The 21,849-nt window shown below is 72.7% G+C and carries 18 protein-coding genes; 9 read left to right on the top strand and 9 right to left on the bottom strand.

All coding sequences use genetic code 11. The features are described from left to right. The first annotated feature begins 287 nt into the window (after nucleotides 1-287). The 5 genes from OHB00_RS19470 (at nucleotide 288) to OHB00_RS19450 (ending at nucleotide 9,279) form a co-directional block, all read left to right on the top strand. The gene (locus tag OHB00_RS19470; protein WP_406436166.1) at nucleotides 288-1,685 is read left to right on the top strand and encodes an APC family permease; all 1,398 of its coding nucleotides are present in this window, start codon (nucleotides 288-290) and stop codon (nucleotides 1,683-1,685) included. Between the two features lie 373 nt (nucleotides 1,686-2,058). Then, nucleotides 2,059-4,707 (top strand): CocE/NonD family hydrolase, encoded by a 2,649-nt coding sequence (locus OHB00_RS19465; protein ID WP_406436165.1) that lies wholly within the window; start codon nucleotides 2,059-2,061, stop codon nucleotides 4,705-4,707. Then, nucleotides 4,704-5,567: an ABC transporter permease gene (locus OHB00_RS19460; protein WP_406436164.1), complete on the top strand. Its 864-nt coding sequence runs from the start codon at nucleotides 4,704-4,706 to the stop codon at nucleotides 5,565-5,567. The genes OHB00_RS19465 and OHB00_RS19460 overlap by 4 nt, the downstream gene beginning before the upstream one ends. A 157-nt stretch (nucleotides 5,568-5,724) precedes the next feature. Next, nucleotides 5,725-7,218: a von Willebrand factor type A domain-containing protein gene (locus tag OHB00_RS19455; RefSeq protein ID WP_406436163.1), complete on the top strand. Its 1,494-nt coding sequence runs from the start codon at nucleotides 5,725-5,727 to the stop codon at nucleotides 7,216-7,218. A gap of 150 nt (nucleotides 7,219-7,368) precedes the next feature. Further along, a complete protein-coding gene (locus OHB00_RS19450) occupies nucleotides 7,369-9,279 on the top strand; it encodes an AMP-dependent synthetase/ligase (protein ID WP_406436162.1) in 1,911 nt (636 codons plus the stop codon). Nucleotides 9,280-9,301: 22 nt separating this feature from the next. Here OHB00_RS19450 and OHB00_RS19445 read toward each other — a convergent pair whose 3' ends face one another. Continuing rightward, nucleotides 9,302-9,712 (bottom strand): rodlin, encoded by a 411-nt coding sequence (locus OHB00_RS19445; RefSeq protein ID WP_406436161.1) that lies wholly within the window; start codon nucleotides 9,710-9,712, stop codon nucleotides 9,302-9,304. 154 nt (nucleotides 9,713-9,866) lie between these two features. Next, complete coding sequence (locus OHB00_RS19440) at nucleotides 9,867-10,295, bottom strand: rodlin (RefSeq protein WP_406436160.1); 429 nt, start codon at nucleotides 10,293-10,295, stop codon at nucleotides 9,867-9,869. A gap of 265 nt (nucleotides 10,296-10,560) precedes the next feature. Here OHB00_RS19440 and OHB00_RS19435 point away from each other — a divergent pair, with 265 nt between their 5' ends. From OHB00_RS19435 to OHB00_RS19425, 3 genes are all read left to right on the top strand, one after another. Then, the gene (locus OHB00_RS19435; protein ID WP_406436159.1) at nucleotides 10,561-10,977 is read left to right on the top strand and encodes a rodlin; all 417 of its coding nucleotides are present in this window, start codon (nucleotides 10,561-10,563) and stop codon (nucleotides 10,975-10,977) included. A gap of 230 nt (nucleotides 10,978-11,207) precedes the next feature. Then, on the top strand, nucleotides 11,208-11,450 hold the full coding sequence (locus OHB00_RS19430; RefSeq protein WP_406436158.1) for a chaplin: 243 nt from the start codon (nucleotides 11,208-11,210) through the stop codon (nucleotides 11,448-11,450). A gap of 119 nt (nucleotides 11,451-11,569) precedes the next feature. Further along, nucleotides 11,570-12,367: a chaplin family protein gene (locus OHB00_RS19425; protein WP_406436157.1), complete on the top strand. Its 798-nt coding sequence runs from the start codon at nucleotides 11,570-11,572 to the stop codon at nucleotides 12,365-12,367. A gap of 43 nt (nucleotides 12,368-12,410) precedes the next feature. Here OHB00_RS19425 and OHB00_RS19420 read toward each other — a convergent pair whose 3' ends face one another. Then, nucleotides 12,411-13,667 carry an FAD-dependent oxidoreductase gene (locus OHB00_RS19420; RefSeq protein WP_406436156.1) on the bottom strand — a complete coding sequence of 419 codons (1,257 nt, stop codon included), beginning with the start codon at nucleotides 13,665-13,667 and terminating at the stop codon, nucleotides 12,411-12,413. Beyond that, the gene (locus OHB00_RS19415) at nucleotides 13,667-15,022 is read right to left on the bottom strand and encodes an ATP-grasp domain-containing protein (RefSeq protein ID WP_406436155.1); all 1,356 of its coding nucleotides are present in this window, start codon (nucleotides 15,020-15,022) and stop codon (nucleotides 13,667-13,669) included. Before OHB00_RS19415 ends, OHB00_RS19420 begins: the two co-directional genes overlap by 1 nt. Nucleotides 15,023-15,183: 161 nt before the next feature. Between OHB00_RS19415 and OHB00_RS19410 the strand changes: the two genes are divergently transcribed. Further along, the gene (locus tag OHB00_RS19410) at nucleotides 15,184-16,515 is read left to right on the top strand and encodes a glycoside hydrolase family 26 protein (RefSeq protein ID WP_406436154.1); all 1,332 of its coding nucleotides are present in this window, start codon (nucleotides 15,184-15,186) and stop codon (nucleotides 16,513-16,515) included. Between the two features lie 17 nt (nucleotides 16,516-16,532). Here OHB00_RS19410 and OHB00_RS19405 read toward each other — a convergent pair whose 3' ends face one another. From OHB00_RS19405 to murJ, 5 genes are read right to left on the bottom strand one after another with little or no spacing between them, the layout of a single operon-like run. Next, nucleotides 16,533-17,651 carry a GNAT family N-acetyltransferase gene (locus OHB00_RS19405; RefSeq protein ID WP_406436153.1) on the bottom strand — a complete coding sequence of 373 codons (1,119 nt, stop codon included), beginning with the start codon at nucleotides 17,649-17,651 and terminating at the stop codon, nucleotides 16,533-16,535. After that, nucleotides 17,648-18,289 carry a lipopolysaccharide biosynthesis protein gene (locus OHB00_RS19400; RefSeq protein WP_406436152.1) on the bottom strand — a complete coding sequence of 214 codons (642 nt, stop codon included), beginning with the start codon at nucleotides 18,287-18,289 and terminating at the stop codon, nucleotides 17,648-17,650. The genes OHB00_RS19405 and OHB00_RS19400 overlap by 4 nt, the downstream gene beginning before the upstream one ends. After that, nucleotides 18,286-19,425: a glycosyltransferase gene (locus OHB00_RS19395; protein WP_406436151.1), complete on the bottom strand. Its 1,140-nt coding sequence runs from the start codon at nucleotides 19,423-19,425 to the stop codon at nucleotides 18,286-18,288. The genes OHB00_RS19400 and OHB00_RS19395 overlap by 4 nt, the downstream gene beginning before the upstream one ends. Then, the gene (locus tag OHB00_RS19390) at nucleotides 19,426-20,181 is read right to left on the bottom strand and encodes a polysaccharide deacetylase family protein (RefSeq protein ID WP_406436150.1); all 756 of its coding nucleotides are present in this window, start codon (nucleotides 20,179-20,181) and stop codon (nucleotides 19,426-19,428) included. Beyond that, a complete protein-coding gene (murJ, locus tag OHB00_RS19385; RefSeq protein WP_406436149.1) occupies nucleotides 20,165-21,760 on the bottom strand; it encodes a murein biosynthesis integral membrane protein MurJ in 1,596 nt (531 codons plus the stop codon). Before murJ ends, OHB00_RS19390 begins: the two co-directional genes overlap by 17 nt. Between the last annotated feature and the right edge of the window lie 89 nt (nucleotides 21,761-21,849).

Raw genomic sequence — 21,849 nt, 5'->3', positions numbered from 1 at the left:
GGCCCCGACTTTTTTTGCCCGTGGTGCCGCGGTTCTCGTTCCGGTGGGATGAAACGGGTGACTTAAGTTCTTTGCGTGCATGACCTTCAAAAGCAAGGTCATGCAGCGGAAAGTTTTGAAGATTGACCTATCGCTCGCTCTCTTCCTACGAAAGCGATGCGGCACCCCTCGCCTTAAGAGTGCGGAATCCGAAGGTAAACGGCCATTGACGCAATGGTTTTCGTCGGGGTTCCATGCAGCACAGCCCAACGCCGGAGGCATCCGCACGACTCGATCGGAACCGCCGCATGACCGACACGCTCCGCCCTGTCGAGAACGCCGTCACAGAGGCGTCCGACAGCCCCAAGACGCTCAAGCGCTCCATCGGAGTAGTAGGCGGAACCCTTCTCACTCTCTCCTGCGTCACACCGGCCTCCACGCTCTTCGTGGTCGTCCCCGACCTCTTCGGCTCCCTCGGGACCGCCACCGCCCTCACGATCGCCATCGGCTCCCTCCTCTGTATCGCCGTGGCGTTCTGCTACTCCGAGCTGGGCACGCTGATCCCCAGCGCGGGCGGCGAGTACGCCATGGTCTCGACGCTGGCGGGCCGCCTCGCCGGCTGGCTGGTCTTCGTCCTCTCCCTCCTCGTCGTGATGATCGTGCCCCCGGTGATCGCGATGGGCACGGCCGACTACCTGGCCCCGATCGTCCACCTGGACCCGGCCATGACCGGCGCCGGCGTGATGCTCCTCGCCACCCTCGCGGGCCTTCTGGACCTGCGCGCCAACGCCTGGATCACCGGCATCTTCCTGGTCCTGGAGGTCATCGCGGCGGGTGTGGTGGCCGTGCTGGGCTTCTCCCACAGCCACCGCGGGGTCGGCAGCCTCACCTCCATGCAGGTGGCCGACACGGGTGGCCACACCACCACGGTCACCGCGATGCTCGTCGTCTCCGGCCTCGCCATCGCCCTCTTCGTCACCCAGGGCTTCTCGACGGCGGTCTACCTCTCCGAGGAACTGGAGGACCCGCGCCGCAACGTCGCCCGCACGGTCCTCGCCACCCTCGCCATCTCCACGGTGATCATCCTGGTCCCCGTGGCCGCGATCACCATGGGCGCCTCCGACCTCAAGGACCTCACGGGCGGCGACATCAGCTCCATGGTCACCGCCTGGTCCAACTCCGCGGTCGGCACCTTCGTCAGCCTCTGCGTGGCCCTCGCGATCATCAACGCGGGCATCGTCATGGTCATCCAGAACTCCCGCGTCCTGTTCGCCTCGGCCCGCGACAAGGCCTGGCCGGACCGGGTCAACAGCGCCCTCTCCCGCCTGGGCCGCTTCGGCTCCCCCTGGGTCGCCACCCTCGCGGTGGGTGTCCCCGGAGCCCTCCTCTGCTTCGTCAACCTCGACACCCTGTACGGCGTGACGGGCGTCTCGGTGACGGGCATGTACCTCCTGGTCGCCGTCGCCGCCCTGCTCTCCCGCCGAGCCCACCACAAGCACACCCCGGCCTGGCGCATGCCTCTGTGGCCCGCGATGCCGGTCCTCCTCATCGTGGTCCTCGCCTACATCCTCACCCAGCAGGAGACCACCTACCTCCTGTGGACCGGCGGCATCACCGCCACAGCCACCCTCTACTGGGCCTTCTACCTCCGCCCCCGCAAGCAGACCCACTGGGTGGTCTCCCTCCCGGAGGACACCAAGGCGTAGGCGCCGGGCAGAGCAGCCGACCCAGGGGCGCGGGGCTGTGTCGATGTGCGGCTCCGCCGCGTGGGCGCGAGCGACCTCCCGGCCCGCGGTCACCCACCGGCCGGTCCGGCACCGCCGAATCCCGCCGTCGTGGCTGCTCGCCGTTGCGGCGGGATCGGGTGGAGCGGCGGCGTTCGGGGGAACGGCCGGACCGGGGGAGCGGCGGCGTTCGGGGGGCTGGGGGCGCGGGGGTGGGCTGGGGGCGCGGGGGTGTAAGCCAAGCCGGTGTACCGCGACCGGAGTACAGGTCGGCGCTCCCGTACTTCCCGGGGATGGCCCGGGGTTCACCCCACCGTCGGCATCGGACGTCAGTCCGTACCCGTACCGTTGAAGCATGGATCTTCGACCCCCCGGCCTACGAGCCCTGCTCCGGCGGCCGCGACGGCTCCTGTCCGCCGCGGCCGCCGTCGTCGTGCTCGTAGGCGCCGGTACGTGGACGGCCGTCGCCTCCGACGACCCTGCCCCGGTGCACCGTGCCGACAAGGTCATGGCGGTGGACGGGGTACATCTCGACACCTCCTTCTTCACCACGTCCGGCACCGGCCGACGCCCCGCGGTACTCCTCGCCCACGGCTTCGGCGGCAGCAAGGACGACGTGCGCACCGCCGCCGAGGACCTCGCCCGCGACGGCTACGCGGTCCTCACCTGGTCCGCCCGCGGCTTCGGCAGGTCCACCGGCAAGATCGGCCTCAACGACCCGAAGGGCGAGGTCGCCGACGTCTCCCAGCTCATCGACTGGCTGGCGAAACAGCCCCAGGTCCAGCTCGACAAGGCCGGCGACCCGCGCGTCGGCATGGCGGGCGGCTCGTACGGCGGCGCGATCTCCCTCCTCACCGCCGCCTACGACCACAGGGTCGACGCCATCGCCCCCTCCATCACGTACTGGAACCTCGCCGACGCGCTGTTCCCGAACGGCGTCTTCAAGAAGCTGTGGGCCGGGATCTTCTTCAACACCGGCGGCGGCTGCGCCAACTTCCAGCCCGAGCTGTGCGCCATGTACAACCGGGTCGCCGAGTCGGGCAAGCCGGACGCGGCCGCGGTCAAGCTCCTTGAGGAACGGTCACCGTCGGCCGTCGGCGACCGCATCAAGGTGCCGACCCTGCTCTTCCAGGGCCAGACCGACTCCCTCTTCACCCTCTCCCAGTCCGACGCCGCCGCCAAGGCGATCCGCACCAACGGCGCCCCCGTCGACGTCGACTGGATCGCCGGCGGCCATGACGGCGGCGACCTGGAGACCAGCCGCGTCGAGGCCCGGACGACCGCCTGGTTCGACCGGTACCTGAAGGGCGACAAGGCCACCGACACCGGCCCGGCCTTCCGGATCACCCGCACCGGGGGCGTGGACTCCACCGACGGCGCCGCCCAGTTGCGCGGCGCGAGTGCCGGCAGCTACCCCGGTCTGGAGAGCGACCGGAAGAACATCGCGCTGAAGGGCGGCACCCAGCGCGTCGACAACCCGGCCGGCGCCAGCCCGCCCGGCGTCTCCGCGCTGCCCGGCCTCGGCGGCTCCGGCGGCCTCGCCCAGCTCTCCTCCCTCGGCGTCGGCATCTCCCTCGACTTCCCCGGCCAGTACGCCCGCTTCGACTCGGCGCCCGTCACCGACACGGTGCAGATCACCGGCTCACCGACGGCCACCGTCCACGCCACCTCCACCAGCGGCGACGCCGTGCTCTTCGGCAAGGTGTACGACGTCGGCCCGGACGGCACCCAGCAGGTGCTGCCCTCCCAGCTGGTCGCCCCGATCCGCGTCGACGGGGCCAAGGCCGGCAAGGACGTCACGATCACCCTCCCGGCCATCGACCACGAGGTGCAGAAGGGCCACCGGCTGCGCCTGGTCCTCGCCTCCACCGACCTCGGCTACGCGTCGCCGACCGCCCCGGCCACCTACACGGTCTCCCTCAGGGGCGCCCTGAGCGTGCCGACGGCACCTCAGGTGGACACGGCCGCCGCCCCGCTGCCCGCCTGGGTGTGGTGGCTGCCGCTGGCCGGCGCGGTGGCCGCCCTGGCCCTGCTGCTCACCGGCCGCCGCCGTACCACCGGCCCGGCACCCGCCGCCGAGCTGGCCGAAGTCCCCCTGCAGATAACGGAACTGAGCAAGCGCTACGCCGGCTCCACGGACCGGTACGCGGTCCGTGAGCTCTCCTTCCGCGTCGAGAAGGGCCAGGTGCTCGGCCTCCTCGGCCCCAACGGCGCGGGCAAGACCACCACACTGCGCATGCTGATGGGCCTGATCAAGCCCGACGACGGCGAGGTCCGGGTCTTCGGCCACGCCGTCCGTCCGGGCGCGCCCGTCCTCTCCCGCGTCGGCGCCTTCGTGGAGGGCGCCGGCTTCCTCCCGCACCTGTCCGGCCGGGAGAACCTGGAACTGTACTGGCAGGCCACCGGCCGCCCGCCCGAGGACGCGCACCTCGACGAGGCCCTGCGGATCGCCGGCCTCGGCGACGCGCTGGCCCGCGCGGTCCGCACGTACTCCCAGGGCATGCGCCAGCGCCTCGCCATCGCCCAGGCCATGCTCGGCATGCCGGACCTGCTCATCCTCGACGAACCCACCAACGGCCTCGACCCGCCGCAGATCCGCGAGATGCGCGAGGTGATGATCCGCTACGCGGCCGCCGGCCGCACGGTGATCGTCTCCAGCCATCTCCTCGCCGAGGTCGAGCAGTCCTGCACCCACCTCGTGGTGATGGACCGCGGCCGGCTCGTCCAGGCCGGCCCGGTCGCCGAGATCATCGGCTCCGGCGACACCCTCCTCGTCGGCACCGCAACCCCCGTGGCGGAGCCGGTCGTGGAGAAGGTGGCCGCGCTGCCCGGCGTGGCCTCCGTGACCAGTACGGACGACGGCCTGCTCGTCCGCCTGGAACCCGGCGGCAGCGCCCCGCGCCTGGTCGCCGAACTCGTCCGGCTCGACGTGCCGGTGGCGTCGGTCGGCCCGCACCGCCGTCTGGAAGACGCCTTCCTGACCCTGATCGGAGGTTCCGCGTGAGCACGCTCACCGAGAAGTCCGCGGTCGCCTCCGGCTACCGGGCTGGCCGCACCCTGCCGCTCCGTGTCGAGCTGGTCCGCCAGCTCAAGCGCCGGCGCACCCTGGTGATGGGCGGGATCCTGGCCGTACTGCCCTTCGTGCTGCTGGTCGCGTTCGCGATCGGCGGGCAGCCGGGCAGGGAGAACGGCCAGGTCACCCTGCTGGACACGGCCACCGCGTCCGGCGCCAACTTCGCCGCGGTCAACCTGTTCGTGTCGGCGGGCTTCCTGCTGGTCATCCCGGTCGCCCTGTTCTGCGGGGACACGGTCGCCTCGGAGGCCGGCTGGTCCTCCCTGCGCTACCTGCTCGCGGCGCCCGTGCCGAGGGCCCGGCTGCTGTGGTCCAAGCTCGTCGTCGCGCTCGGCCTCAGCCTGGCCGCGATGATCCTGCTGCCGCTGGTCGCCCTCGCCGTCGGCACGGCCGCCTACGGCTGGGGCCCGCTCCAGATCCCCACCGGCGGCGCACTCGACACCACCACCGCCGCCCAGCGCCTCATGGTCGTGGTCGCGTACATCTTCCTGTCCCAACTGGTCACCGCGGGCCTGGCGTTCTGGCTCTCCACGAAGACCGACGCCGCCCTCGGCGCGGTCGGCGGGGCGGTCGGCCTGACCATCGTCGGCAACGTCCTGGACGCGGTCACCGCCCTCGGCCACTGGCGCGACTTCCTGCCCGCGCACTGGCAGTTCGCCTGGGCGGACGCCGTACAACCGCACCTGGAGTGGTCCGGCATGATCCAGGGCACCGCCGTCTCGATAACGTACGCCCTGGTGCTGTTCGCCCTGGCCTTCCGGGGTTTCGCCCGCAAGGACATCGTCTCCTAGGTCACCGGACGATCTCCCTCCGGCCTCGGACCCCCTGGTCCGTGGCCGCTTCGAGATCCATCCGCAACGCATCGGGGCGCACGTTCCGGCCCCCTGCGCCGTCACAGTCGACGACAAGCCAGGAAGTCGACTCCGACCGGCACAGGGGGCACCAGCGATGAACCGACACCGGACCCGACGCCAGACCTGCGGGGCACTGCTCGCCCTCACCGCGGCGGGCGCCCTGCTGCTGACGGCCTGCGGCGCGGACGAGAACCACGTGAACGGCCCGAACCACACGACCGCCACCAGGGCCCCCGCCCCCTCCCAGCCCCGGGGCGACGAGACCGCCGCACCCTCCGACAACCTCTCGACCTTCGCCCTCGACGTCGACACCGCCTCCTACGGCTACGCCCGCCGTACCCTCGCCGACGGCGGCCGCCCCGACCCCTCGACCATCCGGCCCGAGGAATTCGTCAACAGCTTCCGCCAGGACTACCCCACCCCCGAGCACAACGGCTTCACCGTCACCGTCGACGGCGCCCGCACCAGCAGGCCGAACTGGTCCCTGGTCCGCGTAGGCCTCGCCACCCGCCCCGCGGACACCGACGCCCGCCCGCCGGCCGCCCTCACCTTCGTCATCGACGTCTCCGGCTCCATGGGTGAGCCGGGCCGCCTCGACCTGGCCAAGAAGTCCCTGGACACGATGACCGACCGGCTGCGCGACGACGACTCGGTGGCCCTCGTCACCTTCAGCGAACACGCCGAGACGGTCCTGTCGATGACCCGGCTCGGCGGCCACCGTGCCGAGATCCACGACGCGATCGACGGTCTCGACGCCCTCTCCTCCACCAACCTCGGCGACGGCGTCGAGACCGGCTACGCCACCGCCGTCGAGGGCCTGCGCAAGAACGCCACCAACCGCGTCGTCCTCATCTCCGACGGCCTCGCCAACGACGGCGAGACCGACCCCGACACCATCCTCAAGCGCATCGACGGCGACCGCCGCGAGTACGGCATCACCCTGTTCGGCGTGGGAGTGGGCAGCGACTACGGCGACGCCCTCATGGAACGCCTCGCCGACAAGGGCGACGGCCACACGGTGTACGTCGCCGACACCACGACCGCCGCCGACGTCTTCTGCCGTCAACTCCCGCAGAACATCGACCTGGTGGCCCGCGACGCCAAGGCCCAGGTGGCCTTCGACCCGCACACGGTCGCCGAGTTCCACCTGATCGGCTACCAGGACCGCAAGGTGGCCGACAAGGACTTCCGCAACGACCAGGTGGACGGCGGCGAGGTCGGCCCCGGCCACACGGTCACGGCCCTCTACGCCGTCCGCACCAACCCCGGCACGGACGGCCACCTCGCCACCGCCACCGTCCGCTGGCTGGACCCCGACACCCGCACCCCGCACGAGAACACGGGCGCGATGGAGACCGACGCCCTGCACGACGACGTCTGGTCGGCCTCCCCGCGCTTCCAGGTGACGGCGGCGGCGGCCTACTTCGCGGACGCGCTGGCGGACGGGGAGTACGACATGCCGGGAGCACCGACCCTGACGAAACTCCGGTCCCGGGCAACGGCCCTGGCCGAGGTGACCGAGGACAAGGACGTATCCGACTTGGCCACGGCCATCCGGGAGGCAAGTTTTTCGAGCGCCGAGAACTGAAGCGCCCCTTCGGGGGCGCGGGGCTGTATCAACGGGCGGCTCCGCCGTGTGGGCGCGACCAGCCACAGCGCGCCCGCACCCGGCGCACCACGGTACTCACTACGGCGAGACCCATTGACCTCTCCTTACTTCCGAGTAAGTTGACGCCCCATGAGCGTACGCAGCGACCTCGAACGAGCACGTCGGCGGACGGATCTGGCGGACCGGGGCAAGGTCGAAGTCATCAAGGACGAGGCCGGTGTCGTACGGGAGGCGCGCCGGCCGGCCCTCGCCGCCCCGCTCACCACCGGCTCCCTCGCCGACCTCCCCCACACCAACGCGGCCGAGGAACCCCACGCCACCGCGGTCCGCCGCAGCGAGGGCACCGTCACCGCAGCCGCGTTCGCCGCCCAGGTGACCTCCGTGGCAAAGGGGTTGATCGCCGCCGGCGTCGCCGCAGGCGACCGCGTGGCCGTCATGTCCCGCACCCGCTACGAGTGGACGGTCCTCGACTTCGCCGTCTGGGCGGCCGGCGGTGTGACCGTCCCGGTCTACCCCACCTCCTCCGCGGCGCAGGTGGACTGGATCGTCAGGGACTCCGGCGCCCGGCACGTGATCACCGAGACCCAGCAGAACACGGCCACCGTCACCACCGGCACCGCCGACCACGCCCACGCCCCCCGGATCTGGGAACTGGACGCGAACGCCCTCACCGACCTCACCACCCTCGGCGGGGAGGTGCCGGACGACGAGGTCACCAAGCGCCGCGCCACCCTCACCCCCGACACGGTCGCCACCGTCTGCTACACCTCCGGCACCACCGGCCGGCCCAAGGGCTGTGTCCTCACCCACGCCAACCTGCACGCCGAGGCCGCCAACACGGTCGAGCTGCTGCAGCCCGTCTTCCAGGCGGTCACCGGGCAGACCGCCTCGACCCTGCTGTTCCTGCCGCTCGCCCACATCCTGGGCCGTACGCTCCAGATCGCCTGCCTGATGGGCCGGATCGAGATGGGCCACTTCCCGAGCGTCAAGCCGGACGAACTCCGGCCCGCGCTGAGGGAGTTCCGGCCGACTTTTCTGGTCGGGGTGCCGTACCTCTTCGAGAAGATCCACGACACCGGGCGGGCGACGGCGGAGAAGATCGGCCGGGCCGCCTCCTTCGACCGCGCCGAGCGGATCGGGGTGCGGTTCGCCACGGCCTGCCTGGAGAAGTTCCTCGGCACCGGAAAGGGGCCCGGCCCGGGCCTGTACGCCGCCTGGGCGCTGTACGACCTGCTGGTCTACCGCCGTATCCGCAAGGAACTCGGCGGCCGGATGCGGTACGCCATCAGCGGCGGCTCACCGCTCGACCGGGACCTCAACCTGTTCTTCCACGCGGCCGGGATCGTCGTCTACGAGGGCTACGGCCTGACCGAGACCAGCGCCGCCGCCACCATCGTGCCGCCGCTCGCGCCCCGCCCCGGCACGGTGGGGCAGCCGATCCCGGGGACGGCCGTCCGGATCGCCGACGACGGCGAGGTGCTGGTGAAGGGGCCGGTGGTGTTCGGGGCGTACTGGAACAACCCGGCCGCGACCGCCGAAGTGCTGCCGGACGACGGCTGGTTCGAGACCGGCGACCTCGGCGCGCTCGACGCGGACGGCTATCTCACCATCACCGGCCGCAAGAAGGACATCCTGGTCACCTCCGGCGGCAAGAACGTCTCCCCGGCCGTCCTGGAGGACCGGCTGCGCAGCCGGTCGCCGGTCGGCCAGTGCCTGGTGGTCGGTGACAACCGGCCCTTCGTCGCCGCGCTCGTCACCCTCGACCCGGAGGCCGTCGCCCACTGGCTGTCCGTACGGAAGCTGCCACCGGACACCCCGCTCGCCGAGCTGGTGCGCGACGACCGGATGCGGGCCGAGGTGCAGAAGGCGGTCGACCACGCCAACCAGGCGGTCTCCCGTGCCGAGTCGATCCGCGCCTTCGCCCTGGTGGAGGGCGAGTTCAGCGAGGACAACGGACTGCTCACGCCGTCCCTGAAGGTCAAGCGCCACGCGGTCACGGCCCGCTTCGCCGCCGAGATCGACGCGCTCTACCGCAGGTGAGCAAAAAGGCGGCGGGTGCGGACTACTGGTTCGCGGTGCCGTTCGCGGACAGCGCGGAGATGTCGTCCAGGATGTGCGACAGCGGCTCGTCGCCCTTGGCCTGGGTGGAGTTCTCGACGCACTGCTGGTTCTGCGGCGCGGAGAGGATCGGCACGTCCTGGCCGACGCCGACGGCGACCGCACCGATCAGACCCTGCAGGTTCGCCTTGGCCGGAAGGCCGACGCACGGCTTGTTCAGCGAACCCTGGACCAGCGAGAGCTGCGGGCTCTGGTCGCCGAACGTGGCCGAGTTGCCGAACTCCGACTTGGCGCCGTTGCCGCTGACCGACGTGGTGCCGTTGTCGTTGCCGGTGGCCAGGGCCTGGGGAGCGGCCGTGGCAGCGAAACCGGCGACGGTGACGGCGACAGCAGCGGTTGCCCACAGCTTCTTCATGTTCGTTCCCTTTCGAAAGGCGGACTCCGGGGAGGAGCTGCGTGATCGTCAACTTACCCGGATTCGCCGAGGTTGCGTGGTTTGCCCCGATCGGTGTAGCGCAGTCGGATCAACCGACCGGCGCCCTCGCGCCGGGGCCCGGAGGGCTTCCGGACTACTTGTTGCCGGTGCCGTTCGCGGACAGCGCGGAGATGTCGTCCAGGATGTGCGACAGCGGCTCGTCGCCCTTGGCCTGGGTGGAGTTCTCGACGCACTGCTGGTTCTGCGGCGCGGAGAGGATCGGCACGTCCTGCAGGACGCCGACGGCACCCAGACCGGCCAGGCCCTGGAGGTTCAGCTTCGCCGGGAGGCCGATGCAGGGCTTGTTGAAGGAGCCCTGGATGAGCGCCAGCTGGGGGCTCATGTTGCCGTACGTGGCGGAGTTGCCGAACGCCTGCTGGGCACCGTTGCCGCTGGCGGAGGTGGTGCCGTGGTCGTTGCCGGTGGCCAGGGCCGGCGAGGCGGCGGCAGCGGAGGCGCCGACGACGGAGGCGGCGACTGCGGCGGCGGCGACTGCGGCGGCGGCCAGAACCTTCTTGATCACTTGTCAGTTCCCTTCTGAAGACACCCCGTCCACCGGAGCGCACTGGTCAACTGCGCGCGCTCCGTTTGGTTGCTCCGCTTCACTCCAACGGCCCACGGTCCGGGAATCTGCGGATTGTGCGCCGGCCCGGGTTTCCGGGGAATTCCGGGCGGCCGTCGGTCCGAACGGGTGACGTGCCCTCCGGCGCCGCAACCATTCCGGTTGGGGGCGGTTGATGCCGGGCAGGAACGTCCTCTTGGCCTGGAGCCAGGAAAGGAAAAGCGAAATGCTGAAGAAGGCAATGGCCGCGGCGGCGGTCGCCGTGTCCGTCGTAGGTGTGTCGGCGGCGGCAGCCCCCGAGGCGCTTGCCACCGGCAACGACCACGGCACCACCTCCGCCAGCGGCAACGACGCCAAGGAGGCGTTCGGCAACTCGGTGACCAAGGGCAAGATGAGCCCGCAGGCCACCCTGGTCCAGAGCTCGCTCAACAAGCTCTGCGTCGGTCTCCCCGTGAAGGCGAACGCCCACGGGATTTTCGGCCTCATCGCCGCCGTCGGAGCGGCCCAGGACATCCCGGTCCTGTCCGCGCCGCAGAACCAGCAGTGCGCCGAGAACTCGACCCAGGCCAAGGGCGACGAGCCGGTGTCGCACGTCCTGGACGACATCGCGGTCCTCGCGGCCAACGGCGTCGCCAACCAGTGACCCCGGTCCTGTTTCGTGGCCCCGAAATGAGCAGTCAGGAGAAGCGTTTCCTCTCTCCGTGTCAACTCTGGGAGGGCGTTCGAGTGAATTGACCGACGACACCTGTTCCGTAGTTTCTTCGACCGTCTATTCCTCGTTCTACAGCCTGCCGGTCATGGTGCGAGCCATTCAAGCTGTGCTCGCTCGGTTTCGGCCGACAAACGGGCATGACCGCAGAGAAGGGAAAGTTCATGAAGAAGACCGCTGCTGTGGTCGCCGGCACAATCCTGGCGCTGGGCGGTGCCGTCCCGGCTTTCGCCGACGCCGATGCGCAGGGTGGCGCGATCGCTTCCCCGGGTGTCCTCTCCGGCAACGTGATCCAGGTCCCGATCCACATTCCGATCAACCTCTGCGGCAACACCGTCGACGTCATCGCGCTGCTGAACCCTGCGGCCGGCAACACCTGCATCAACGGCGACATCTCGAAGCCCTGACGGCGTTACGCAGCCCATCAGCTCACCGGTTGTGTCACGGCCGGCCCCGGACCGTCGATCCTTCGCATCCGCGTTCCGGGGCCGGCCTCCCGAGTTTCCAAGCAGGAAGACAAACGAGATTGCGTCACACCATCAGCAGGGGAATGGTCGCGGCCGCCGCCGCGACGAGCATCCTGTCCCTCTACGGCAGCCCCGCACTCGCCGGCACGGACCCGACCGGGACCGCGGCCGGTTCGCCGCGTGTCGTGGCGGGCGGTGACGTCCAGACTCCGGCGAGAGCTTCGGCCACCGACTGCGCCAACTCGGCCGACACCGCCGCCGCGTCGCATCCGGATGTCGGCAACTCCTGTGCAGGCGACCGGGTTTCGGACGAACACGACGGCGACCGCGCACGCGAGGGCTCGGGACACGGCTCCCAGGGGAACTCCGGCAGCGAGACCGGCACCACCCCGCCGTCCGACAACCATGAGACGCCCCCGGCCTACGGCGACGACGCGTCCCCGGCCTACGGCGACGACGCGCCGCCCGCGTACGGCGACGACGCGTCCCCGGCCTACGGCGACAACGCGTCCCCCGCCTACGGCGACACCCCGCCCGCGTACGGCGGCGAGACCCCGCCCGCGTACGGCGAAGAAACTCCGCCCGCGCCGACGTCTCCGCCCCCGACCACAAAACCGCCGACGTCGCCGCCTCCCACGTCGCGGCCCCCGACATCGCCGCCTCCGGCCACGCACCCGCCGACGTCCCCGCCGCCGGTCCGGACGCCTCCGCACGGTGGGCAGCACCACGGGACGCCGCCCAGCCTGCCGCACACCGGAAGCGCGGCCATGCTCGCGACCTCGGCCGCCAGCGCCGCGCTCCTCGCGGGTGGGGCGGTCCTGTACCGCCGGGGACGAGCGGCCGCCCGCCGGCCATAGCGGAAACCGGGTGCCGGACGCCCAAAGGCCCGGCACCCGCCCGTCAGCTCCGTACGGTGTCCGGTGCGGACTCCCGCCGCCCGGCCGGAACGCCCCAGCCGGCCGGCCCCGAGCGCAGCCGCCCCCGCACCCCGCGCACCAGCGTCCGCGCGGTGAAGCCGGCGCCGTGCACGAAGCGCATCGCCGGACCGAAGCCCGCCGCCGTGACCAGACCGGCCAGGAACAGCCCGGGATACGACGACTCGAAGTCCCGGCCCACCTCGGGCGCCCCGTCGGCCCCGGTCACCAGCGTCGTCCGCAGGTCGTCGGCCAGCAGCCCGAGCCGCCCCCGGGTCGCCCGGAACCCCGTGGCCGCGATGACGTGTTCGGTCTCCAGGGTGCCCACCCCGCCACCGCGCACCGTGGTGTCCAGACGCACCCCGCCCGCCGTCGCGCGCGCCGCCGTGACCTCCCGGCCGAGCAGCACCTCCACCCCGGACTCCACCCGCTCCCGCACCCACCAGGCGCCGGCCGGGCCGAGGGCGCTCGCCGCGATCCGGGTCCGGGTCGGCTCGGCCAGCCGCCGGTACAGGCCGGGCCGCTCGGAGTAGAACCAGTTCCGCCAGCCGGGGCCGAGCCCGCTGTGCGGGGCGCGGACCGACTGCCACCAGGGGCGCTGCCAGGGCGGCGGCACATCGTTCCAGAAGAGCTCGTCCGCGCGCACCAGCACCCTCGCCCGGCTGTCCAGTTCGGCGAGGAGCGCGGCCGTCTCCAGGGCCGCCTGGCCGCCGCCGATCACCGTGACGTCCCGGCCCCGGAAGCGGCCCAGGTCGGCGTGGTGGCTGCTGTGCGTGACCAGGTCGGGGGAGAGGCCGCGCAGGGCGGCGGGGATCTCCACGAACGGCAGCACCCCGATGGCGAGGGCGACCGTCCGGCTGTGCAGGACCTCGCCGTCCGCCGTGGTCGCCTCGAAGCCGCCGGCGCGCGGCGCGACCCGGGTGACCATGCGCTCGTCCACGGGCGGGGCGGCGTTGCGGGCGAACCACAGGCCGTAGTCGGCGAACATGTCCAGGGGGATCGGCTGCCCGTGCCGGGCCGCCACACCGCGCCCCGCGCAGTAGACGTCCAGCCGCCAGCGCGCCTCGGGGTCCGAGAGGTTGGAGGCCCAGGGCTCGGACTTGAGGAACATCCCGCGGGGCATGTGGTCGCGCCAGGACGCCATCGGGCGGCCGAAGACCCGCACGTTCAGGCCCGCCGCCGCGGCGTGGGACGCGATGGACAGGCCGTACGGGCCCGCGCCCACCACCAGCAGGTCGTACATCAGCAGCTGCTCGCTTTCTCGTCGTCGGACCGGTCGGGCTGACCGGAGAGGCTGGGGACGCCGGGCGTGGCGGACAGGCCGGCCACGCCGGTGAGTTCCTCGCTCCGGGCGCTGGGCACCGGGGGCTCACCGGCCTGGCGGACCACGGGGGTGTGCGGGCGCGGTGCCTGGACGGCGGTCCCGTCGTGCAGGCGGTCGAGAAGCCGGCCCGCCACATGCCGGCCCCACAGCGTCCACATCGCGAGGCCGGGCCTTCGGTCGTCCGGCGCGGACCAGGCCAGCTCCCGCCCGCGCGGGGCCGGACGCAGCGCGCTCAGCGGCGCGTAGTTCTCCACCACGAACGCCCGCCCGGCCAGCGGCACCCCGTCCGGCAGCGGACGGTGGGTCAGGTCCAGGTGCAGGGCGCGTACGACGTCCAGGCCCGCGCTGTCGGTGAAGAGCCGGAACTGGGCGCCCGGCCGGGGGTTGAAGTCGAGGAGGTGGTAGCGGCCGGTGCTGCCGCAGCGCCGGAAGTCCAGGTCGAAGATGCCCCGGAAGCCCAGCTCGCCGGTGAGCCGCTCGGCCAGCGCCCGGACCTGCGGGTTGGGCGTCCACAGGCCGACCGCGGTCAGCCCGGCGCCGCGCGGCCAGGCCTGCTGCTTGCGGCCGGGGCCGCCCGCGCGCACCTGCCCGGTGCGGTCGGCGTAGCCGTGAAAGAACCAGTCGCGGTCCGGGCCCGGCGGCAGGAACTCCTGGAGCAGCAGCCTGCTGCCCGCCTCCTCGCTGCGCAGGTACAGCTCCACCGCCTCCTGCGCCGAGCGCACCACGACCGTGCTGCGCAGCCCGGACCCGGCCGGCAGCAGCCAGGGCCGGCTCCACTTGGCGATCACCGGCAGACCGAGCCGCCGGACCGCGGCGGCGGTCTCCTCGGCGCTGTCCGGGACCAGGGTCGGCGGGTGCGGGATCCCGGCCGCCGCGCACACCTCGGCCAGCTCGGCCTTGTCGGCGACGCGTTCGGGCAGGCTGCCGGGCTGCTGCGGTAGCAGGTAGGCGGGCGCGAGGTCCGCGCGGAGCCGGCCGGCCGCGATGGCGCTCGCGTCGTCCATGGGGATCAGCACCGCAGGGCGGGCGATCCGCGCCGCCACCCGGTGCAGCACGGCCGCGATCTCGGCGGGCGACGCGCCCGGCGCCGGCGGCGGATGCAACTGCCGGACGAAGCGGGACTTGCTGACCGGGCTCCCTGAGGAGTCGGCGACCACGTGGACCTCCACCCCGGCTCTGCCGAGCGAGCGCACGGCCCCCAGGGTGCCGTGGTGAAAGGGATTCCGGTCGATCCGCAGCAGAACCGCGGGCACTCGGATGTCTAGCAGCGACACGGACCTTTTCCTTAGCGTCGGTTCACCCGTGCGGGCCTTCGGGGCACCCGAAAGCCGCAGCCGCACTGGCGGAATTCATATTGATATGACTGAGTGTCAGTAACTGGCGCTTCCTCAGGGGTGCTGCGAACGGACGAGTACCGGTGGAGAAAGGAGCGGGCATGGCCCCACAGCAGCGAGAGCGGACCCGGTTCCGGTGGTATCGGCCGGCCGTGGCCGCCGCGGCCGTCGTTGCCTCGGCGACCCTGGCGACCGGCCCGGGATTCGCCGTGGGCGCGGGGACGGCACAGATCACCGGCCCACCGGTTCCGGCATCCGCGACAGCCGCTCCGACGCCCACGACGTCAGTCCCGGCATCGGCGGCACCCCTGCCCACCCCGACCCCGGCCGCCGACGCACCGGCCGTCCATGCGTCGGCCAAGGCGATGCCCCCGGCCTTCGGGGCGTTCCTCGACTCCGGCCCGCTCGGTGTCGCCCGGATGGCCCAGCTGAGCAGCTGGCTCGGCGGCACCGAGCTCAAGATCGCGCACACGTATCTGCCCGGCAACCGCTGGTCGGACATCGAGGGCGCCCCCGGCTTCCTGGACGTCTGGGCGCACTGGCGACGGTCGAAGGCCGACCGGACGCTCGTCCTCAACGTGCCCATGCAGGAGCGCAACGAGGAGGGCATCGGGGACGACGAGGTGCGCTCGCTGCTGCGGCAGGGCGCGGCCGGAGAGTTCGATCACCACTTCCGGGCCCTGGCCGAACGGCTGGTGGCACTGCGGGTGCCGGACACGGTCATCGTGCTCGGCTGGGAGATGAACGGCATTACCTACACCCATCGTTGCGGGCCGGACCCGGAGGCCTGGAAGACATACTGGAGAAGGATCGTCACCACCATGCGTGCGGTGCCGGGCCAGAAATTCCGGTTCGACTTCACGTCGAGCCGGGGCCGCGACGCCGTTCCGTGGACGCAGTGCTATCCCGGGGACGACACGGTCGACATCATCGGTATGGATTCCTACGACCAGCCGACCGGGCTTTCCTTCGACCAACAGGTGCGGGAGCCTTACGGACTTCAGCAGCACGTCGATTTCGCGAAAGCCCACGGAAAGCCCATCTCCTATCCGGAATGGGGCCTCTTCCGCAACGGCGACAACGCCGAGTACATGCGGCGGATGCTCGCCTGGATGGACGAGCACAAACCGCTGTACAACACGCTGACCGACTACTGCCCGCACGGCGTCTGGCAGTGCTCGGTCAACCCGCGCTCCGCACACGTCTACCGCGAGGCACTCTTCGGCCGCACCGAGACCGCGACGCCGACCGCGACGCCGACTCCGACATCGACCCCGACCCCGGTCCCGTCGCCGGACATCTCGGCGCCCGCCCCGAGCCCGACCCCGAAGCCGACCGCCACGCCCTTGGCCGACTGCGCGCCGATGGACCTGGGTGCCTGGGTCGAGTACTGGCTCGGCGGGAAGCTCTGCGTCCGTCTCGACTGGTGGTAGCGGACGCCGGGCACCCCCTAGTCCGCCCGGCGCTCCTTCCATCGGTGCCGCACCTCCTTGATCCGCTGCCGGGCGGCGGCGTCGCACAGCGCCGCCGTCAGCAGCGGGGCGGTGCGCCGCCGGGCCAGCAGCAGCCGCTGGTTGACGACCGGCAGGGGCCGCCAGTGGTGCTTGTACGGCTCGTCGCCGCGCAGCAGGCTCAGCGCGCCCCGCTCACCGGTGCCGGTGTGCTGGGTGCAGGCGTCCAGCAGCATCACCGCCACGTCCGCCTTGCGCTCCCGCAACCGGGGATGCGCCCCGTACAGATAGCCGCCGGCGAGACTCGGCGCCAGCAGGGTCAGGTCGACGGCGACCACCTCGTCGTCGAGCCGGAACTCGGTGACCACCGCGTCCCCGCACCGCACCATCGGCCCCACCGAGCGCACCAGGTGCTCCTGGAACCGGGGCTGGAGGTGCTCGGTGGTCACCTTCCGCCCCTGCCACTGGAGCCGGTGCAGGTCGAGGAGGCGGCGCAGCGCCGCGTCCACCCCGTCGGGCGGCACGACATCCCGGCGCACCCCGAGCGAGGCCAGTTTGCGCAGCTTGGCGCGGACCCGCTGCGCCTTGCTGGACGGCAGCCGGCCGACCAGTTCGTCCATCGACACGGCCGGCAGCTCCAGGCACACCGAGTCCGGCACCTTACGGCACGGTCCGCGCCAGCGGTCGTAGACCCGCTCCGCCGCGCCGCCGGGCCGCACCTCGCGGAAGTCGATCAGCGCCGTCCGGGCCGCCTCGGCCAGCTCCCGGGTCAGGGCGCCCGCCACCCGGCCGTCGTCGGCGTCGGCGAGCAGTACGTCCGCGTAGTCCGAGATCGCCCCGCCGAGCGGCACCAGCGTGGGCAGCGGCCGGTGCACCAGCGTCAGCGGAGCCGCGCCGACCAGCTCGCCGCCGTAGCGGACCAGGACGAGGCGGAGCCGGCCGGGGGTCCCGTAGGAGCGCCACCAGGAGTGCAGCCAGGCGTGGCTCTGGAACGGGGTGGCCGTGCCGCACCGCCGGTAGAGGCGGCCCCAGGCCGGGGCCAGCCCGGCGAAGACACCCTCGTCGGTGACGAGTTCGGTGGTGTACGCGGCCAGCGTCGGGTGGGCCGTCGTCGTCACAGCTGTCCGTGTACGTCGGCGGCGACGGCCGGGCCGGGCACCGAGGCCTGCAGGGCGGACTCCTCCACCCGGCGCCGGGGCCGTACCAGGAGCACCAGACCGCCCAGCAGGCCGCCCGCGGCCGCGCCCACCAGACCGGTCACCTTCGAGGACGCGGAGGTCGGCGTCGTCGGCTTCGGCGCCCGGGAGAACTGGAGGAGTTCGACGTTCGTGTCGCTCTTGGTCTCGTTGGCGTGCTGGATGAGCGAGCGGGCCACCGCGTTCGCCATGTCGGTGGCCTGGAGGGCGTGCGGCGAGGTGGCCGACACGGCGACCATCGGTGCGTCCGGGGAGGTCTCGGTCTGCACACTGCTCTGCAGCGTCTTCAGCGGCACCCCGGCCCACATCTGCGCGTCCCCGAGCACCGCGAGCTGGGTGGCGACCCGGCCGTAGGCCTGCGCGAACCCCTGCGCTGACGCGGTGTCGGACTTGTCGGCGGTGACGGCGACGACGTAGGCGGTCGCCGTGTAGCTGGGTGGCGTCAGCACGCCGTAGGCGCCGCCCAGCAGCCCGCCGGCGAGGACCCCGGCCGCCAGCAGCGACCAGGGCGGGATGGCGCGCGGGAACGGGCGGGGTGCTCGGACGGTGTTCTCGGTCATGGCGTACTGGCTCCCTGAGGTGTGGTGGCGAGTGCGGCCGCGTAGACGTCCATGAGCTGGGCGGCGCTGCGGGTGATGCAGTAGTGACGGGCGGCGTCCGGCGCGCCGCGAGGGCCGGGGCCGGCGGCGCGGGCGGCGGCCAGCGCCTCGGCGTAGGCGGCGGCGCCGCCCGTGATGCGGCGGGCGCCCGGGGCGGCGGCGCGCGGCAGGTCCTCGACGGCCGGGCAGGAGCTGTAGAGCACGGGCAACCCCGCGGCCAGCGCCTCGACGACCGCGAGGCCGAAGGCCTCCTCGGCGGAGGGCGAGGCGAACACGTCCATGGCGGAGGTGAGGGCGGGCAGGTCGGGGTCCTCGGCGCTGTCGGAGGCGTAGGGCCGCTCACCGGCGAACAGCACCCGGCCGTCGACCCCGGCCTCCCGCGCGGTGCGCCGCAGGGCTTCCTCCTCCGGGCCGCCGCCCACCAGCAACAGCCTGCAGTCGGCGGGGAGCCGGGCGAGGGCCTCGACCAGGACGCTGAAGCGCTTGCCGGGCGCGAGCCGTCCGACGGCGCCGACGACCCAGGCGTCCTGCGGGATGCCCAGGCGGTCGCGGACGTGCCGACGCCGGGCCGGGTCGAAGCGGAACCGGTCCATGTCGATGCCGTTCGGGACGACCTCGATCCGCGGCCCCGGCACCCCCCACCGGCGCAGCCGCTCGGCGACGGTCGGCGAGACGGCCACCGTGGACCGCCCGAGCCGCTCACCCGCCAGGTACAACGCCCGCACCCCGGCCGTCAGCTCACGCCCCTCCAGCTGCGAGTCGCCGAGCGAGTGCTCGGTGGCGACCACGGCCCGCACCCCCGCGAGGCGGGCGGCGATCCGGCCGTAGAGACAGGCCCGGTAGAGGTGGGTGTGGACGAGGTCGTAGCGGCCCCGGCGGATCAGCCGGACCAGGCGGGGCAGCGCGGCCAGGTCCCGGTTCCCGGCCATCCCGAGGTGGACCACCCGCACGCCGTCCGCGGCCAGCCCGTCGGCGACCGGCCCCGGGTTGGTGAGCGTGAGGACGTCGCAGGCGACCGGCAGATGCCGGAGCAGCAGCCGCAGCTGCTGCTCCGCGCCGCCGGTCCCAAGGCCTGTGATGACGTGGAGGGCCTTCATTCACAGCCCCTGGACGGGACGGCGGCGCAGCCGGTGCAGCCGGTACTTCAGGAAGAGGCGTGCGGCGTTGTCGTTCTGCCCGATGTGCACGCGGGGCAGGGCGTGCGGGCCGCCCAGCGCGCCCGGGTCGATGGCGCAGGCGTAGCCGTATCCGGCGTCCCGCACGGCGTCGACGGCCCGCTGGTCGGCGGTGCCGTAGGGGTAGCAGAAGCCCTCGACGGGGGCCTGGACCAGCTCCTCAAGGAGCGTCCGGCTGTCGGCGGTCTCGGCGCGCAGGGTCGCCGCGTCGGCCTTCGTCAGGTCGACGTGGGTGAGCCCGTGGGACCCGATCTCCACCCCAGTTGCGGCGGCCCGCCGGACGCCGTCGGCGGTGAGCAGCGGCTTGCGCGGGCCCAGGGCGTCCCAGGCGTTGTCGCCGCCGAGCCGTCCGGGCAGCACGAAGAGGGTGGCGCCGCAGCCCCAGCGGTCGAGGAGGGGCAGGGCGTGGTCGAGGAAGTCGGCGTACCCGTCGTCGAAGGTCAGTGCCACCAGCCGGCGCCCCTCGCCGCGGGCCCGGGCGGCGAGCAGCCCGGCGACCGACACCCCGCGCAGCCCCCGCCGGCGCAGCCAGCGCAGCTGCTTCTCCAGGCGCCCCGGGGAGACGGTGACGCGGTACGGGTCGTCGGAACAGTCGCCCACGGAGTGGTACATGGCGACCCAGGGGACCGGGCCGGTGACACGTCCGGCCCTCGCGGCGGACTCAATGGAAGACGGCATGCGCGAGCCTTCGGGTGGCGGTGGCTACGGAACGGAGTGCGGGTGCGAAGCCCTGGGCGTCCAGGACTCGGCCGAGCAGGACGAAGAGGACGGTGACGGCCGTGGCGCCGACGGCCAGACCGGTGAACGGGTCCGCCGGCTGCGCGGCGGCGAAGATCCCGACGGCGGTCGCGACGACCGCCGCCCGCACTGGCCGGCTCAGCTCGACGAGCACCCGCCGGGTACGGATCGGGACGCTGCGCGGGCCCATGCCGGCCAGCAGAAGCACGGCGGTTGCGGTGATGCCGGTGGCGTTGGCGGCGGCGATGCCGGTGACGCCGTACGAGCCGACCGTCAGGGCGCCGATCCAGGAGGTCACCACGATCCCGGCGGCCATGGCGCCCACCGGGTACCAGGTGGCGCGGCCCGCCGAGAAGTAGGAGCGGACCAGCACCCCGACCATGGTCTGCCCGAGCAGCCCGAGAGCGTACACACGCATCACCCCGGCCGTGGCGGCGGTGTCCGCGGCGGTGAACGCCCCGCGCTGGAACAGCAGGTGGGTGAGTTGAGGCGCACAGGCCACGACCACGGCGGTGCCGAGCAGCACCACGCTCGCGGCCACCGAGAGATCCCGCTCGACCCGGCTCCGGGCCCGCTCGGTGTCGCCCTCGGCCAGGGCCCGGGCCACCACCGGGAAGGTGACCGTGCACAGCATCATCGACATCGTCATCGGGATCTGCGCGACCTTCTGCGCGTAGTTGAGGTGCGAGATGGCCCCGGAGTGCAGGTGCGAGGCGAGGAACCGCTCGATCAGCACCTGCGACTGCCGGCACAGCGCGAACAGCAGCACGGTGGCCATCAGCGCCACGTTCAGGGGCCGCTCCTCGGTGCCGGCCGCACCTTCCTCCCGCGACCTGGGCCGGTGCCGCAACTGCCGCAACAGCGACGGAGCCTGTACGACGACCATCAGGGCGCCCCCGGCCGCCACCCCGAACGCCGCCGACCGCACGCCCCAGTGGCCGCCGAGCGCGAACATCGCCGCGATGATGCCGGCGTTGTAGGCGACGTAGATCGCGGCCGGGGCGAGGAAGCGCCGGTGCGCGCGGAGGGCGGCGCTGCAGTACCCGGCCAGCCCGAAGGTCAGCACACAGGTGGCGGTGAGCCGGGTGCAGCCGACGGCCAGCGCGGGATCACGGAGCCCGGGCGCCAGCACCTCGACGAGCTGCGGGGCCCCGCCGATCAGCAGGGCGCCGACGCCGGCGAAGGCCAGGGCCAGCTTGGGCAGCGTCCCGGCGACGAGGGCCCGGACGGGATCGCCGGGCGCCCCCTGCGTCCGCCGGGCAAGGGCCACACTGAACGCGGGAACGAGGGCGAACGCCAGCCCGTCCTCGATGAGCAGCGTCGCCGCGAACTCGGGCACGGTCCACGCCACGAGAAACGCGTCGGTGTCCCGCCCGGCCCCGAACAGCCGCGCGAGCGACTGATCCCGGATGAGCCCGAGCACCGACCCGAGCACGGAGAAGAGGGCGGTGCCCAGAGCGGCCTTGGCGAGGAAACCCCGTGAGGGAGGCGCCCCGTCAGGGGCGCGGGGCTCTGGCACCTGCGGCTCCGCCGCGTGGGCGCGCTCAGCCACATCGGACTCGCAGTCGACACGTGACCCTGGCACCCCCGAAGCCTGAGAAGGCGTCA

The sequence above is a fragment of the Streptomyces sp. NBC_00631 genome (assembly GCF_045206895.1).
In the GTDB taxonomy this organism is placed as follows: domain Bacteria; phylum Actinomycetota; class Actinomycetes; order Streptomycetales; family Streptomycetaceae; genus Streptomyces.
The sequence above is the reverse complement of the archived record's forward strand: the minus strand, read 5'-3'. Positions and strand labels throughout refer to the sequence as shown.

What these genes read in the sequence shown, in the direction of transcription:
- OHB00_RS19470 (WP_406436166.1), top strand. Translation starts at nt 288, where the DNA reads ATGACCGACACGCTCCGCCCTGTCGAGAACGCCGTCACAGAGGCGTCC.
- OHB00_RS19465 (WP_406436165.1), top strand. Translation starts at nt 2,059, where the DNA reads ATGGATCTTCGACCCCCCGGCCTACGAGCCCTGCTCCGGCGGCCGCGA.
- OHB00_RS19455 (WP_406436163.1), top strand. Translation starts at nt 5,725, where the DNA reads ATGAACCGACACCGGACCCGACGCCAGACCTGCGGGGCACTGCTCGCC.
- OHB00_RS19450 (WP_406436162.1), top strand. Translation starts at nt 7,369, where the DNA reads ATGAGCGTACGCAGCGACCTCGAACGAGCACGTCGGCGGACGGATCTG.
- OHB00_RS19445 (WP_406436161.1), bottom strand. Translation starts at nt 9,712, where the DNA reads ATGAAGAAGCTGTGGGCAACCGCTGCTGTCGCCGTCACCGTCGCCGGT.
- OHB00_RS19435 (WP_406436159.1), top strand. Translation starts at nt 10,561, where the DNA reads ATGCTGAAGAAGGCAATGGCCGCGGCGGCGGTCGCCGTGTCCGTCGTA.
- OHB00_RS19430 (WP_406436158.1), top strand. Translation starts at nt 11,208, where the DNA reads ATGAAGAAGACCGCTGCTGTGGTCGCCGGCACAATCCTGGCGCTGGGC.
- OHB00_RS19420 (WP_406436156.1), bottom strand. Translation starts at nt 13,667, where the DNA reads ATGTACGACCTGCTGGTGGTGGGCGCGGGCCCGTACGGCCTGTCCATC.
- OHB00_RS19410 (WP_406436154.1), top strand. Translation starts at nt 15,184, where the DNA reads ATGGCCCCACAGCAGCGAGAGCGGACCCGGTTCCGGTGGTATCGGCCG.
- OHB00_RS19400 (WP_406436152.1), bottom strand. Translation starts at nt 18,289, where the DNA reads ATGACCGAGAACACCGTCCGAGCACCCCGCCCGTTCCCGCGCGCCATC.
- OHB00_RS19395 (WP_406436151.1), bottom strand. Translation starts at nt 19,425, where the DNA reads ATGAAGGCCCTCCACGTCATCACAGGCCTTGGGACCGGCGGCGCGGAG.
- OHB00_RS19390 (WP_406436150.1), bottom strand. Translation starts at nt 20,181, where the DNA reads ATGCCGTCTTCCATTGAGTCCGCCGCGAGGGCCGGACGTGTCACCGGC.